The 13219-nt window shown below is 58.4% G+C and carries 12 protein-coding genes and 1 pseudogene; 6 read left to right on the forward strand and 7 right to left on the reverse strand.

Going from position 1 to position 13219, the window contains the following annotated elements; translation table 11 throughout:
* Positions 1-3: 3 nt before the first annotated feature.
* On the reverse strand, positions 4-1806 hold the full coding sequence (locus tag IPJ12_15545) for a glutamine--tRNA ligase/YqeY domain fusion protein (protein MBK7648516.1): 1803 nt from the start codon (positions 1804-1806) through the stop codon (positions 4-6).
* A gap of 68 nt (positions 1807-1874) precedes the next feature.
* On the opposite strand from IPJ12_15545, the gene crcB reads away from it, so the two are divergent.
* Positions 1875-2282: a fluoride efflux transporter CrcB gene (gene crcB / locus IPJ12_15550; protein ID MBK7648517.1), complete on the forward strand. Its 408-nt coding sequence runs from the start codon at positions 1875-1877 to the stop codon at positions 2280-2282.
* A 203-nt stretch (positions 2283-2485) separates the two neighbouring features.
* A pseudogene (locus IPJ12_15555) lies at positions 2486-3220 on the forward strand (dinitrogenase iron-molybdenum cofactor biosynthesis protein).
* A 12-nt stretch (positions 3221-3232) separates the two neighbouring features.
* Here the strand turns inward: IPJ12_15555 and IPJ12_15560 are convergent.
* Positions 3233-3493 carry a hypothetical protein gene (locus tag IPJ12_15560; protein MBK7648518.1) on the reverse strand — a complete coding sequence of 87 codons (261 nt, stop codon included), beginning with the start codon at positions 3491-3493 and terminating at the stop codon, positions 3233-3235.
* A 150-nt stretch (positions 3494-3643) separates the two neighbouring features.
* Here IPJ12_15560 and IPJ12_15565 point away from each other — a divergent pair, with 150 nt between their 5' ends.
* Entirely contained in the window at positions 3644-4204 is a 561-nt protein-coding gene (locus IPJ12_15565; protein MBK7648519.1) for a flavodoxin, read from the forward strand.
* Positions 4205-4216: 12 nt separating this feature from the next.
* Here the strand turns inward: IPJ12_15565 and IPJ12_15570 are convergent, their stop codons facing one another.
* The 5 genes from IPJ12_15570 to IPJ12_15590 form a co-directional block, all read right to left on the reverse strand.
* The gene (locus IPJ12_15570; protein MBK7648520.1) at positions 4217-4444 is read right to left on the reverse strand and encodes a hypothetical protein; all 228 of its coding nucleotides are present in this window, start codon (positions 4442-4444) and stop codon (positions 4217-4219) included.
* Between the two features lie 84 nt (positions 4445-4528).
* Positions 4529-5146, reverse strand: coding sequence for a hemolysin III family protein (locus IPJ12_15575; GenBank protein MBK7648521.1), 618 nt, complete (start codon positions 5144-5146; stop codon positions 4529-4531).
* Between the two features lie 19 nt (positions 5147-5165).
* Positions 5166-5618 carry a hypothetical protein gene (locus tag IPJ12_15580; GenBank protein ID MBK7648522.1) on the reverse strand — a complete coding sequence of 151 codons (453 nt, stop codon included), beginning with the start codon at positions 5616-5618 and terminating at the stop codon, positions 5166-5168.
* Between the two features lie 181 nt (positions 5619-5799).
* Complete coding sequence (locus IPJ12_15585; GenBank protein MBK7648523.1) at positions 5800-6795, reverse strand: hypothetical protein; 996 nt, start codon at positions 6793-6795, stop codon at positions 5800-5802.
* Positions 6796-6934: 139 nt separating this feature from the next.
* Entirely contained in the window at positions 6935-7522 is a 588-nt protein-coding gene (locus IPJ12_15590) for a hypothetical protein (protein ID MBK7648524.1), read from the reverse strand.
* Positions 7523-7766: 244 nt separating this feature from the next.
* On the opposite strand from IPJ12_15590, the gene hrpA reads away from it, so the two are divergent.
* Genes hrpA through IPJ12_15605 form a run of 3 tightly spaced genes read left to right on the forward strand, consistent with a single transcriptional unit; the run spans position 7767 to position 13130 of the window.
* Positions 7767-11642 (forward strand): ATP-dependent RNA helicase HrpA, encoded by a 3876-nt coding sequence (gene hrpA / locus IPJ12_15595; GenBank protein ID MBK7648525.1) that lies wholly within the window; start codon positions 7767-7769, stop codon positions 11640-11642.
* A complete protein-coding gene (locus IPJ12_15600) occupies positions 11635-12369 on the forward strand; it encodes an EI24 domain-containing protein (GenBank protein ID MBK7648526.1) in 735 nt (244 codons plus the stop codon). Before hrpA ends, IPJ12_15600 begins: the two co-directional genes overlap by 8 nt.
* Entirely contained in the window at positions 12366-13130 is a 765-nt protein-coding gene (locus IPJ12_15605; protein MBK7648527.1) for a competence/damage-inducible protein A, read from the forward strand. Before IPJ12_15600 ends, IPJ12_15605 begins: the two co-directional genes overlap by 4 nt.
* Positions 13131-13219: the final 89 nt, after the last annotated feature.

The raw sequence follows: 13219 nt of genomic DNA on the forward strand, positions 1-13219 counted from the left end.
TGCTTAACAGCCGGCCTTGACCCACGAATCCTTCAGCGTGACTGTCCGGTTGAACACCGGTGAGCCAGCTTTCGAATCAACACGATCGGCGACGAAGTAGCCGTGGCGCTCGAACTGGAAGCGTTCTTCCGGCTTGGCGTCGCGCAGGCAGGGTTCGAGCTGGGCGGTTATGGTCTTGGCGGAATCGAGGTTGATGTCGTCGAGGAAATCGCGTTCCAGATCCGGGCCATCTCCTTCGCGGCGGGCGCCGGGGGCGGGCACCTTGAACAGGCGCTCGTAAAGGCGAATTTCGGCTTGATACGACTGGGCCGCAGATACCCAGTGCAGATTACCCTTGACCTTGACGCTGTCGGCGCCGGGGGTGCCGGATTTGGTTTCAGGCAAATAATTGCAGTGGACAGCAATCACCTTGCCGTTTTCGTCCTTGTCGCAGCCGGTGCATTCAACCACGTAGCCATAGCGCAGGCGGGCCATGTTGCCTGGGAACAGGCGACGGTAGCCCTTGCTCGGTACTTCCATGAAGTCCTCGCCCTCAATCCACAGTTCGCGGCTGAATGGCATCGAGCGCTGACCCAGCTCAGGATGCAGCGGGTGATTGGGTGCGAAACATTCCTCGATCTGGCCTTCAGGATAGTTGTCGATGATCAGTTTGACCGGGTCTAGTACGGCAACGCGACGCTGGTCGGACTCGTTCATGACTTCGCGCATGGCGTCTTCAAACAGCACGTAGTCGATCAGCGAGTCGTTCTTGGAAACGCCAATGCGTTCGGCGAACAGGCGGAAGCCTTCTGCCGAGTAGCCGCGGCGACGAGCACCAACCAAGGTCGGCATGCGCGGATCGTCCCAGCCATTCACGTGCTTTTCGTCGACCAGCTGGATCAACTTGCGCTTGCTCAAAACCACATAAGTCAGGTTGAGGCGTGAGAACTCGATCTGCTGCGGCAATGGGTGCTGCAACAGGCCGGCCTCGGCCAGGCGTCCGAGAAGCCAGTCATAGAACGGGCGCTGGTCTTCGAATTCCAGCGTGCAGAGCGAATGCGTGATGTTTTCCAGCGCATCCTCAATCGGGTGGGCGAAGGTGTACATCGGATAGACGCAGTACTTGTCGCCCGTGTTGTGGTGCGTGGCGTGACGGATGCGATAAATTGCCGGGTCGCGCAAGTTGATGTTGGGCGCCGACATGTCGACTTTGGCGCGCAGGATGTGCGTGCCATCAGCGAATTCGCCAACCTGCATACGCTTGAATAGATCCAGGTTCTCGGCGGCGGAGCGGTCGCGGAACGGCGAGTTCTTGCCCGGCTGGGTCAGTGTGCCGCGATTGGCGCGCATTTCGTCGGCGCTCTGGCTATCGACGTAGGCGTGACCCGAAGCAATCAATGCCTCGGCACATTGCAGCATCCAGTCGAAGTAGTTGGAGGCGTAATAGAGGTTGGTTTCGCCATTCTTCTCCCACGAACAACCTAGCCAATGCACCGCGTCAATGATGGAATCAACATATTCCTGGTCTTCTTTTTCCGGGTTGGTATCGTCGAAGCGCAGGTGGCAACCGCCGCCGTATTGCTCGGCGAGGCCGAAATTGAGCAAGATCGATTTGGCATGGCCGAAATGCAGGTAGCCGTTTGGCTCTGGCGGGAAGCGAGTGCGCAGTTTGGCGGGGTCGAGTGGTGCAGCAGCGTGGTCGCTTGCCGGCCCGGGGCGGCCGGCCCAATGGCGCTGTGCATGCTTGCCGGCAGTGAGATCGGCTTCGACGATGTTCTTGATAAAGTTGGCTGCAGGTGCAATATCTGGCTTGTTGGGGCTGCTCACGGTAAAACCTCTATTTTCAATGACGCCATTTTAACGGTTAGGGCTCAAAAACCGCTAAACTTCCCGGCATGTTTGCCTTGCATCATCTTTCCGCGCTGAATTTTGTGGCTATTGGCCTCGGCGCCGCATTTGGCGCCTGGTCGCGCTGGCTGCTCGGGCTAGCGCTGAATCCGCTGCTCGTCGCCTTGCCGATCGGCACGCTGGTGGCAAACGTCTTGGGCGGCTACCTGATAGGCGTGGCTGTGGGCGTCTTCCACATCAATACGCATTTCCCGCTGGCCTGGAAGCTGTTTGCTATTACCGGTTTCCTTGGCGGATTGACCACGTTTTCAACGTTTTCAGCTGAAGTCGTTGAGCGCCTGCTGGCCGGCCAACCCGCCTGGGCCATCGGCCTGGCGTCGGTGCATCTGGCCGGCTCGCTGACGGCAACCTACCTTGGCTTGCTGACGGTCGGCGCAACGCGTATCTGGTCCTGATCCACTGACTGAATAGTCATCAACACGCGAGGCGCGAATGCAGCCGTCTCGTCGTGTTTTGTGGGAAATCCGACAGGTTGCCCCGAGCGCCAGTGAATTGGCGGGTAAGTTAGGTTCGTTAAATCGATATAAATCAGTGCTATAGAGCAGTTGGCACTGTCCCTGCAAGAGAAGGCCAAGCCTACTTTTTCGGGAGATCTTCGATGGAACAAACTGCCCCGCCGATTACCCGCGAAGCCGCGCTGCGCACTGCGCTGGCGGCGCGGGCGATGCCCAACGTGACTTTGCCACGCCTGATCGACCTGCTGCGCCGTCAGCTTGGCCACGAGATCGATGAAGAAGATCTGCGCAAGGTGACGGTCACCATGCTCAAGACCGGCTTTGCCAGTGTCGATGGCGAAGAGGATGGCGAGGATATCGGTATTGGGCTGGAGTCGATGAAGCTGGCCGTGCGCATCCTGTGGGGCGAAACCCAGGGCGACGATTCTTTGCCCAAGATTCAGTCCTGCGAAGATGGCGAGATGCCGGGTTCGGTGCGCGTCGCCATTGCTTCTGACAAGGGCGACCTGCTTTCTGGTCACTTTGGCTCCTGCCTGCGCTTTCTGGTTTACCAGGTATCGCCGACCGAAATTCGGCTGGTCGACATTCGCGACACGATGGATGCGGAGTTTGCGGACGATAAAAACCTCTGGCGGGCTAAATTGATTGGTGATTGTCACGTCTGCTACGTCGTGTCGATTGGCGGTCCGGCAGCGGCCAAGGTGATTCGGGCCGATATCTACCCGATCAAGATTCCCGATGGCGGGCCGGCGCTGTAAATCCTCACCCAATTTCAGCTGGCCATGGTCAATTCGCCGCCGCCGTGGTTGCTCAAAATTCTTGGTGTGTCCGCCGAAAAACGGCTGAAGAACTACAACGCGGCGGAGATGGAGGAATGAGATGGGGGCGACTCAGTCCGCCATTTTCTCCATCTGCCGAGGCGCCAGGCCGATCTGGGTGAGTACCGTTCCCTCGTCACCGTTCCACCAGATTGCCACCCAAGCTGCACCGTCGGTGTCGATGCGCTCGACATTGCAGCTCGAGCCAACCATGTTCATGAACATGTCGAGATCGTCTTCGTCGAGTTCGAAATCAGGCGTGATCTCCAGCACGCGAACACGGTCGCCTGAGGTCACGGTCTGGCCTTTGCGATCAATGGTGGTAGCACTCATGGCGAACTCCGCTTTTGGGATGTTTGGCATGGGCCTGCGGTGTCGGAAAGTTGACGTCGGCAGCCCGTTTTCCAGAGAGCGTGCAACTGGCGTGCCATGTCGGATTCCGGATGCTCTTTCTTTTGTTATCAAATTTAACAAGGAATAATCATGAATAAAATTGGACTGTTTTTCGGTACTGAAACCGGTACCACCCGACTGATCGCCAAGAAAATGCAGAAATATCTGGGCGACGAGATTTGTGACAAGCCGCTCAACGTCAATCGCATCACCCCGGCCGACATGCTCCAATACGAGGCGCTGATCCTCGGTACGCCGAGCTACGGGATTGGTGAAATTCCCGGCAAGGGGGCTGCCGGATGCTTTGAGCCCAACTGGGAGGAATTCCTCGCGCTGATGCCGGCCAATCCCGATTTCACCGGAAAGCGCATCGCCTTTTTCGGTCTTGGGGCACAGGAACGCTACGCGGACCGATTCTGCAGTTCGCTCTTTGCGCTGGTCGAGAAATTCCGGGGCTGGGGGGCGGAAGTCGTTGGCGACTGGCCAAACGAGGGTTACAGCTTCGACCAGTCCGCCGCATTGGTCGATGGGCGTTTTATTGGTCTAATCATCGACCAGCGTACGCAGGGCATGTTCACCGACGAACGCATTCTGGCGTGGTTGGCACAGGTCAAGCCGCTGCTGATGGAAAAGCTTGCCGTCGCAGCCTGACCGGCGGCGAGCTTACTTGACTGCGTCCTTCACGGCATCCTTGACGTCACCGGCGCCTTTTTTGATGGCATCGCCGGCGTCTTCGGCTGCGTCGCGAATCTTTTCTTGTGGGCGACGATCCAATGCGTCATTAATCGAATTCTTGGCATTGGAGGAGAGGTCGGCTGGCTTGTCGCAGGCGGCGAGTGCACAAAGCAGGGGCAGGGCGAGAAGCAGCGCGTAAGGCTTTTTCATGGAGATTTCCTTGGATCATTGATGGGTATTGAACAGCCGAGGCAAACTGACAATTTTTAATGGATGCGGGACAGCCGCATGATGACCGATTCAAACCACGTAAAACAGGATCGCAATGAAATGTGCAAGGCTGCCAGCGATGACGAATAGGTGCCAGATGCCGTGCCAGTGTCGGAAACGCTGGTCGAAGGCAAAGAAAATGATGCCGACGGTGTAGAACACGCCGCCTGCTGCCAGCCATAGAAAGCCGGCCAGGCCGAGACTGGCCAGCAGCGGCTTGATCGCCACCAGCACGATCCAGCCCATCACGGCGTAGATCACCAGTGACAGGATGCGCGCTTCGGAGCGTGGCTTGATTTCCTGCAACATGCCAATGACTGCCAGCGTCCAGACAATGCCAAACAGCCACCAGCCCCATGGGCCGCGCAGGCTGATCAGGCAGAAGGGCGTATAGCTACCGGCGATCAGCAGGTAGATCGACAGGTGGTCGAGTTTGCGCAGTACCCGCTTCACCCGGCCGCGCACGCTGTGATAGATCGTCGAGATGCTGTAGAGCGTGACCAGCGTGACGCCATAAACACTGACACTCAGCGTATTCAAAAGGTCGCCAGTGCGTGCCGAGAGGGCAATCAGCCAGATGGCGCCACTCAAGGCGAGCAGGGCGCCAAGCAGGTGAGTCCAGGCGTTGAAGCGTTCTCCGTAATACATCGCCGGTCTTTTTCGTCTGCTACGAGTGGGGCGCCAATGCCGCTTCGTTCAGGTAGCCTTCCAGCGGCTGGTCGTAATCCCGGAAGTGGGCAATCAAAGTTTGGTGGACGTGCTCTATGCCTTCAATGGCCAGTATTTTGTTACCGCATTCAGAAAAAACGGCCCGAATTGCCTTCAGTTGCTGAGCGATCTCCATGTGCGCCTGATTGTGGGCGATACGGTGATCATCGGGCACCTTGTCCGTCATGAACATCGATTCGATCAGGTTGTGTTTCAAGGTGCTTTCAACGAACGAGCGAATCAGTTGTTCGATATTGCCGTGGCAGATACCGCGACGGTTCGAGGTGCAGTCGTTGCAGTGGTCGACGTTGTCACGCTGATCGCACTCGGCGCGGATTCGAGCAAGCAGTTCCAGCATGCGCTCGTGATCTCGCTGGATTCTATCGATTGAATCGTCGCCTATCGGGGACATGCTGTATTCCTTCCGGGGAACAAGAGGGGTTGCTTCGCGATGGGTAATGGCGAAGGCTCAACGCTGACAGTTTCTGAAATTAAACTACTTAATTAATCCACACATCGGACTTAGGTCCTATTGTGGAAAAACAGTTCATTCAATTCGCTGTCCGCACGAAATGTGCGCAATAACCGAAAGCTCAGAATAGACGCCCAAGATGGTCAGCCAGGCCGCGTTCGTTTACGAAGGCAAGGTCATACATGGCGGAAAAGGCCTTGGCATTCTCGTCACTCAGGCCGGCAATGCACATCACGAATTGCTTTGCTTCGAGACCAAGGCGCTTTCTTAGTGCCAGATAACGGTCGATGTTCTGGCGGAATTCGCCGCTTTTGCACTCGATACAGATCGGCACCTTGCCGTCGATCAGCATGAAGACGTCAAGCTCGTAGGGGTCGCCATTGGCCAGCGTGAGATTTAGCCCGCGCGTGCAGGAAAAACGGCGGTTGCGTGCCTTGGCATAGCGCAGGCAAGTCATCAGCGCATGCCATTCCAGCCATTCACCGTTAAAGAAATCGCGGATGGTCGGTGCCGTCTGCAGAATCAGCCGCACGTTGTTTTCCGGCTTGTTGTGGAAGCACTTGGCGACGAAAGAAAAGTCGTAAAGTTGCTGGCAGAAGGCCGAAATAGCTTTGGCCTCATCCGGCGATTTTTTGTCGAGATGGATGATCGCGCTGGCATGCTCTTTCTGTTGCGCCCAGCGGATGCGTTCAAGCACCTCTTTGAGCACAGCCAGATTGCCACCGATGGCCTCGGCCACCTCGTCGAAAAAGCCACTGGTATCGACGCCGCGCAGGTTGGCGTGAACCTTGATCTGCTTCTTGTGAAACCAGTCGTAGATCGGGCCGTGCTGAAGTTCCGTCGCCAGGACGTCGGTATTGGCCAGGTCGATATTGGACTGCGCGCTCGTCGTGGCCGCGGGCTCAGGTACGCTTGCCTTCTCTGGCTCGGCGGCGGATTTCAGCCGGATCAGTTCGCGCTGGGCATCAAAATACTTGTCGAGCAGTTTTTCGATGAAGAACATGGTCCGATAGACCGGTGCCTCTGTGCCGCATTTGGGGCAGGGGATGCTCTGGCCGGCGAGATTGTCCGGTTGTTCGGAGAGCAGGGAACACTTGTTGCAGCGGATGATGGCCATGGTTTTATCGGCAATTAATAGACGGAAAGTATATGTCCATGAGCCAAGCTGCTGCGCAACATTGCTCCGGCGCGAGAGTTTTCAAATTCGGGCAAATTTTCCGGTTGACCGTGGAAATGTGGCTTGGGGATACCTGCCTTTATCTGGCAGCCTGCTCGGGCATCAGCGCCGCCTTCAAGGTTGCACTCATATCCTGATCCAGTGTTTTGACGCCCTTGATTACGAAAGTCCCGCCATTCCGCCACAGCGTTTGCGTATTCGTCAGAGACTCCTTGGTTGTGGGGTTCAAAACCCGAACATCGATCAGCACCTCGGTGCCTCCCTCAACAATCTTCGGGATGCCGATGGTCATTCGTGGGCCCAACTCACGAACAACGATCAGAACCACCCGCTCGGGCACCGGCGTCGAGTTCGATGCGAGGCGAACCAGCGCCTCGTTCGTCGGCAGCGGCTTCTCTTCAGGCAGGCGGTGAATACCTGCAATGGCAATGCAACCCGCTCGATTGAAGAAGTCTTCAATTCCTCGCAATGCAGCCGCCTCGCGCAGTTGCGGCTCCTTCTGATCCGGCCGCCACTGTGGCGCCCAATAAACCAGCGTGGAAACTGCCGGTTTGCCAACCTGACATAACGGCTGCTGGGGTGGTGTGCCGGTTGTTTCGACTTTTGTCGAAGCGCAGCCCGTCATGAATGTCAGGGCGAAAAGTACGGCGAGAATGTGGGGGCGCATGTGGCGGAGGCTTTTTGCTAACAATTGTCATAATAGTCTAAGCCGGCTACCGGTTATACAGGTGGAAGCGCATTCGATTTGGATCGGCTTCCATTTTTCGTTCAGCTGCTGAGTCTTGGTTATGGCGCGGTAAAATTGGCGCCCCGATTTGCTGTCTCGATGAATGAAACAAGAGAAACCTGTCCGCACTGCCCAACTTGGCGAAAACCTTTGCCTGAGCAACGATCTGAAGCGCTTGCGTGGGATGCAGCGCGACTTGCTGCGGTCAACCGGAGAAAAGCGCGAAAAATTGAATGCCGACTTCGCGGCTTTGCTCGCTCGTTCGCAGGCGGCAGTGCTCGAACGTCGCGCCAAGCTGCCGAAGCCGGAGTTCCAGAGCGATTTGCCGGTTAATGAACGGCGGGCCGACATTGCCGAGTTGATCCTCAAGCATCAGGTCGTCATCGTCTGTGGCGAAACCGGTTCGGGCAAGACCACGCAGTTGCCGAAGATCTGCCTTGATCTCGGCATCGGCGCCCGTGGCCTGATCGGCCACACCCAGCCCCGCCGGCTGGCGGCGCGTTCGGTGGCAACTCGGCTGGCGCAGGAGTTGAAGACGCAGGTCGGAACCGGCGTCGGCGTCAAGATCCGTTTCCAGGATCGCTCCAGCCCGGAAAGTTGGGTCAAGCTAATGACCGACGGCATTCTGCTCGCCGAGTCGCAGTCCGACCCTTATTTGAACGCCTACGAGGCGATCATCATCGACGAGGCGCACGAGCGCAGCCTGAACATCGATTTCCTGCTCGGCTACCTCAATCAGTTGCTGATCAAGCGGCCGGATCTCAAGGTCATCATCACCTCGGCGACGATCGACGCTGACCGTTTTTCGACACATTTCACGGTCAACGGGAAAAAAGCGCCGATTATCGAAGTGTCCGGCCGGCTCTACCCGGTCGAGGTGCGCTACCGGCCGGTCGAGGATCTCGAAAAGAAGGACGACGAGCGCGACCTCTACGACGCCATCGTCGATGCCGCCGACGAGGTTTCGCGGCTGGGCAGTGGCGACATCCTCGTCTTCCTGCCCGGCGAACGGGAAATCCGCGAAGCGGCGGAAGCCTTGCGCAAGCACGCGCTGGCCCGACCCGGCTTGTCTTCCGCTCACGCCCCGGAAATCCTGCCGCTTTTCTCACGCCTGTCCGCTGGCGATCAAGACCGTATCTTCAAACCTTCCGGCGGCCAGCGGCGCATCGTGCTGGCCACCAACGTGGCCGAAACCTCGCTCACCGTGCCGGGTATCCGCTACGTCATCGACACCGGCTTGGCCCGGGTCAAGCGCTATTCCTACCGCAACAAGGTCGAGCAGTTGCAGATCGAGAAGGTCTCGCAGGCGGCGGCGCGGCAGCGGGCCGGGCGTTGCGGCCGGGTGGCGGCGGGCGTCTGCATCCGCTTGTACGACGAGCTTGATTTCAACGCGCGGGCACCGTTCACCGATCCGGAAATTCTGCGTTCCAGCCTGGCCGGCGTCATCTTGCGCATGAAGTCGCTGCGCCTGACCGATGTCGAAAGTTTTCCCTTCATCGAGCCGCCGCCAGCCAAGGCCATCGCCGACGGCTACGCGCTATTGCAGGAACTCGGCGCGCTGACTGACGACAATGTGCTGACGCCGATTGGCGCCTCGCTGGCCAAACTGCCGCTCGACCCGCGCATCGGCCGCATGCTGGTCGCCGCGCGCGATCTCGGCTGCCTCAAGGAGGTCATGGTCATCGCTGCCGGCCTGTCGGCGCAGGACCCGCGCGAACGGCCGCAGGACAGACAGCAGGCGGCGGACGAAAAGCACAAGTTGTTCGCCGACGAAAAGTCGGAATTCCTGAGCTGGTGGAAGTTGTGGAACTGGTTCCAGAACGCCGTCGAGCACAAGAAATCGAACAAGCAACTGGTCGACAACTGCCACGCCCATTTCCTTTCCTACCTGCGCCTGCGCGAGTGGCGCGAAGTGCATGGCCAGTTGCACGCAATGGTCACCGAGCTGGGCTGGAAGGAAAGCGACTTGCCCGGCACCTACGACGCCATCCATCAGGCGCTGCTGGCCGGCCTGCTCGGTAACCTCGGTTGCAAGGCTGACGAGTCGGGCTTTTACCTCGGCGCCCGCGGTATTCGTTACCTGATCCATCCATCCTCGCCGCTGCAAAAGAAGGCCGGAAAATGGATCATGGCGGCCGAGATCACCGAGACGACGCGTCTCTTCGGTCGCTGTGTCGCCCGCATCGAGCCCGACTGGCTGGAGAAAGTGGGCGCTCACCTTATCAAGCGCCAGTACTTCGATGCCCACTGGGAAAAGAAGTCGATGCAGGTCTCGGGCTGGGAGCGGACGACGCTCTACGGCGTGGTTATCAACCCCAAGCGGCGCATCCATTACGGCCCGATGGCGCCGGCCGAAGGACGCGAGATTTTCATCCGCCAAGGCTTGGTTAGCGAGGAAATCGACGAGGCTTTCGCCAAGCGCTGGCCCTTCTTCCAGCACAATCAGCGGCTGATTCGCGAGATCGAGCATCTCGAACACAAGCAGCGCCGGCAGGACGTGCTGGTCGATGACGAGCTGATTTTCGCTTTTTACGATTCGATCATTCCCGACGGCATCCACAACGGCGCGACTTTCGATCACTGGCGCAAGGAAGCCGAACAGGACAACGCCAAGCTGCTCTACCTGTCGAAAGACGACCTGATGCGCCACTCGGCGGCCGGCGTGACGACAGAAGCCTTCCCGCATCACATCAAGGTCGGCGGCGTCGACTATCCGCTGAGCTACCACTTCGAACCGGGTTCGCCGCGCGACGGCGTGACGCTGACCTTGCCGCTGGCGCAACTCAACCAGATTCCGGTGCTGCGCATGGAATGGCTGGTGCCGGGCTTGCTCAAGGAAAAGCTGGTGCAGTTGATCAAGACACTGCCGCAGAAGATTCGGGCGAAAGTGGTGCCGGTGCCCGAATTCGTCGAAGAATTCATGGCTACCGTAGCGGGCAATGAAAAGAAGATGAATCAGGGCCTGATTACGCCGCTGATCGAACACATCCTCGAAGCGCGTGGCCTCAATGCCCGTGGCTGGGCGGTGACAGCGGATTCATTCCGGCCCGACGCGCTGCCGCTCCACTTCTCGATGAATTACAAGCTGATCGACGAGCATGGCCGGCAACTCGATATGAACCGCAGCCTGGTTGCCCTGCGCGCCGAGTGGGGCAAGCAGGCCAAGGACGAGTTCGCCGAACTGCACGAAACGCCGTCGGAGTTTACCAATCTGACTGACTGGACTTTCGGCGAATTGCCGGAGTTGATGGAAGTGCCGGTGGCCGGTCAGACGGTACTCGGCTATCCCGGCCTGACCGATGATGGCGATAGTGTCAGCCTCAAGGTTTTCGACTCCGCCGAGGAGGCTGCGGAGGCGCATCGGGCCGGTCTGCTCCGCCTGTTCATGCTGCAGTTCCGCGATCAGGTGAAGTATTTCGACAAGAACATTCCCGGTCTTAACCAGATGGCCATGCAGTACATGGCGCTCGGTAGCAGCGATGACTTGAAGAGCCAGATCGTCGCCCTGACCTTCGAGCGCGCCTGCCTGACCGAACCGCTGCCGACGACACCAAATGCCTTCAAGAGCAGGTGCGGTGATAGCAAGGCGCGGCTCGGGCTGATTATGCAGGAAGTCTGCCGCTTGGTCGGCACGGTGCTGAGCGAATGGCAGGCCGTGGTCAAAAAGCTGCCGGCCTTTAAGGCGCATGCGGCGGCGGTGGCTGACATCGAAGCGCAATTGAAACGGCTGATGGGCAAGAATTTCCTGCTCGACACGCCTTTCGACCGCTTGCAGCATTACCCGCGCTACTTCAAGGCAATCGTCGTCCGCCTCGATAAGCTGAAAGCCAACCCGGCGCGCGACGCCCAGTTGATGGTCGAATACACGCCGTTGTGGACCAACTACGAACGGCGCGCTATCCAGCTGGCCAAGCTCGGTGCGCTCGACCCGCAGGTTGAACAGTTCCGCTGGTTGCTTGAAGAATTGCGCGTCGGGCTGTTTGCGCAGGAATTGCGGACGCCGGTGCCGGTATCGACCAAACGTCTGCAAAAACAATGGGAAGGAATCAAGAATGGGTGATGTCATGCTCGCGCTGGCGCGAACTTTCGCCAACCTCAAGAGCGGCAAGGTCTGGCTCTACGTGCTGACTCCGGCGCTGCTCTCCTTGTTGCTGACCGTCGCGCTGGCCGTCTGGGGACTGGGCTGGATGGTGCAGCAGATGATGGACTATCCGCCGATGACCCTGCTTGTTGGCTGGGGGCTGGTTTGGCTGGCTTACATCCTGGCCTACCTTGGCGGCTGGATGGCGATCTTCGCCATCGCCTACCTGACTGCCTCGCTGCTGGCGGCCATCGTTATCATGCCGCTGATGCTCAAGTACCTGTCCGAAACCGAGTATCAGGATGTTGCGCCGATGGGCAAAGATAGTTTTGTCGCGGCAGCGGGCAACAGCGTACTGGCGACCGTCATGTTCATCATCGGCTGGCTGATTACCATCCCGCTGTGGCTGATTCCCGGCTTCTCGCTGCTCATTCCACTGCTGCTGATGGGCTGGCTGAATCGCCGGACGTTCGCTTACGATGCCCTGTCGATGCATGCCACCAGTGGCGAGTGGCAGGATGTTCGCAATCGCCAGAAAACACCGCTCTTCATGCTCGGCCTGACCATGGCACTGCTGGCCCACATTCCGTTCGTTGGCCTGCTGGTGCCCGCGCTGGCAGCGCTATCATTTGTCCATTACGGGCTGGAAGCACTACGCCGCTCGCGCGGCGGGGCCATTGTTACCATCGAGGGGGAACGGGTATGAGTCGTACTTTTGGCGCCATTATCATCGGCGACGAAATTTTGTCGGGCAAACGGCAGGACAAGCATTTTGCCAAGATCGCCGAACTGCTCGGCGCGCGTGGCCTGCGCCTGAGCTGGGTCGACTATCTGGGCGATGACCGCGAACGTCTGGCGGCTACATTCAAACGCACGATGGCAGCCGGCGATGTAGTGTTCTCCTGTGGCGGCATAGGCAACACGCCGGATGACCATACGCGGCAAGCGGTGGCGGCAGCGCTCGACGTTGATCTGGTGCTGCACCCGGAAGGTTTTGAAGAATTGAAAGCGCGCTTCGCCGGCGAGGAAATCACGGACAAGCGCAAATTGCTGGTCACCTTTCCTGCCGGTGTAAAGATCATCCCCAACCCGTTCAACCGCATCCCCGGCTTCATGGCCAACGATCACTATTTCGTACCCGGCTTTCCGCAGATGGCGCATCCGATGATCGAATGGGCGCTCGATACTTTCTACAAGGATCAGTTCAAGGCGGTCGATGGCATGGTGGAGAAGGCTTTCCTGCTGACCGGCCCGACAGCGTATGAAAGTGCGCTGCTCGACTTGATGGAGCGAATCGTCGCCGACTATCCGATGCTGCGTTTGTTCTCGTTGCCGTCGCTGGTTGGCAAGGAGCGCAAGCATCTCGAACTTGGTGTCGAGGGGTCACCTGAACTGGTCGACAAGGCGATGGAGGAAATCCGCATCGAGGTCGAAAGACGGGGAATCACTTGGGTATGGCGGACTTGATGGATTTTTTCCGGTTGCTACGGTCAACCGGAAAAAACAGCCAAAATTGAATTATTCCGGAATGAAGACGTAAAAAAACCCGCGAGTTT

Source organism: Betaproteobacteria bacterium, from assembly GCA_016709965.1.
In the GTDB taxonomy this organism is placed as follows: Bacteria; Pseudomonadota; Gammaproteobacteria; order Burkholderiales; family Rhodocyclaceae; genus Azonexus; species Azonexus amarohabitans.

Bases quoted from the DNA above. Each gene is read 5' to 3' on its own strand.
- crcB (MBK7648517.1), top strand. From the start codon at position 1,875: ATGTTTGCCTTGCATCATCTTTCCGCGCTGAATTTTGTGGCTATTGGC.
- IPJ12_15560 (MBK7648518.1), bottom strand. From the start codon at position 3,493: ATGAGTGCTACCACCATTGATCGCAAAGGCCAGACCGTGACCTCAGGC.
- IPJ12_15565 (MBK7648519.1), top strand. From the start codon at position 3,644: ATGAATAAAATTGGACTGTTTTTCGGTACTGAAACCGGTACCACCCGA.
- IPJ12_15575 (MBK7648521.1), bottom strand. From the start codon at position 5,146: ATGTATTACGGAGAACGCTTCAACGCCTGGACTCACCTGCTTGGCGCC.
- IPJ12_15580 (MBK7648522.1), bottom strand. From the start codon at position 5,618: ATGTCCCCGATAGGCGACGATTCAATCGATAGAATCCAGCGAGATCAC.
- IPJ12_15585 (MBK7648523.1), bottom strand. From the start codon at position 6,795: ATGGCCATCATCCGCTGCAACAAGTGTTCCCTGCTCTCCGAACAACCG.
- IPJ12_15590 (MBK7648524.1), bottom strand. From the start codon at position 7,522: ATGCGCCCCCACATTCTCGCCGTACTTTTCGCCCTGACATTCATGACG.
- hrpA (MBK7648525.1), top strand. From the start codon at position 7,767: ATGCAGCGCGACTTGCTGCGGTCAACCGGAGAAAAGCGCGAAAAATTG.
- IPJ12_15600 (MBK7648526.1), top strand. From the start codon at position 11,635: ATGGGTGATGTCATGCTCGCGCTGGCGCGAACTTTCGCCAACCTCAAG.
- IPJ12_15605 (MBK7648527.1), top strand. From the start codon at position 12,366: ATGAGTCGTACTTTTGGCGCCATTATCATCGGCGACGAAATTTTGTCG.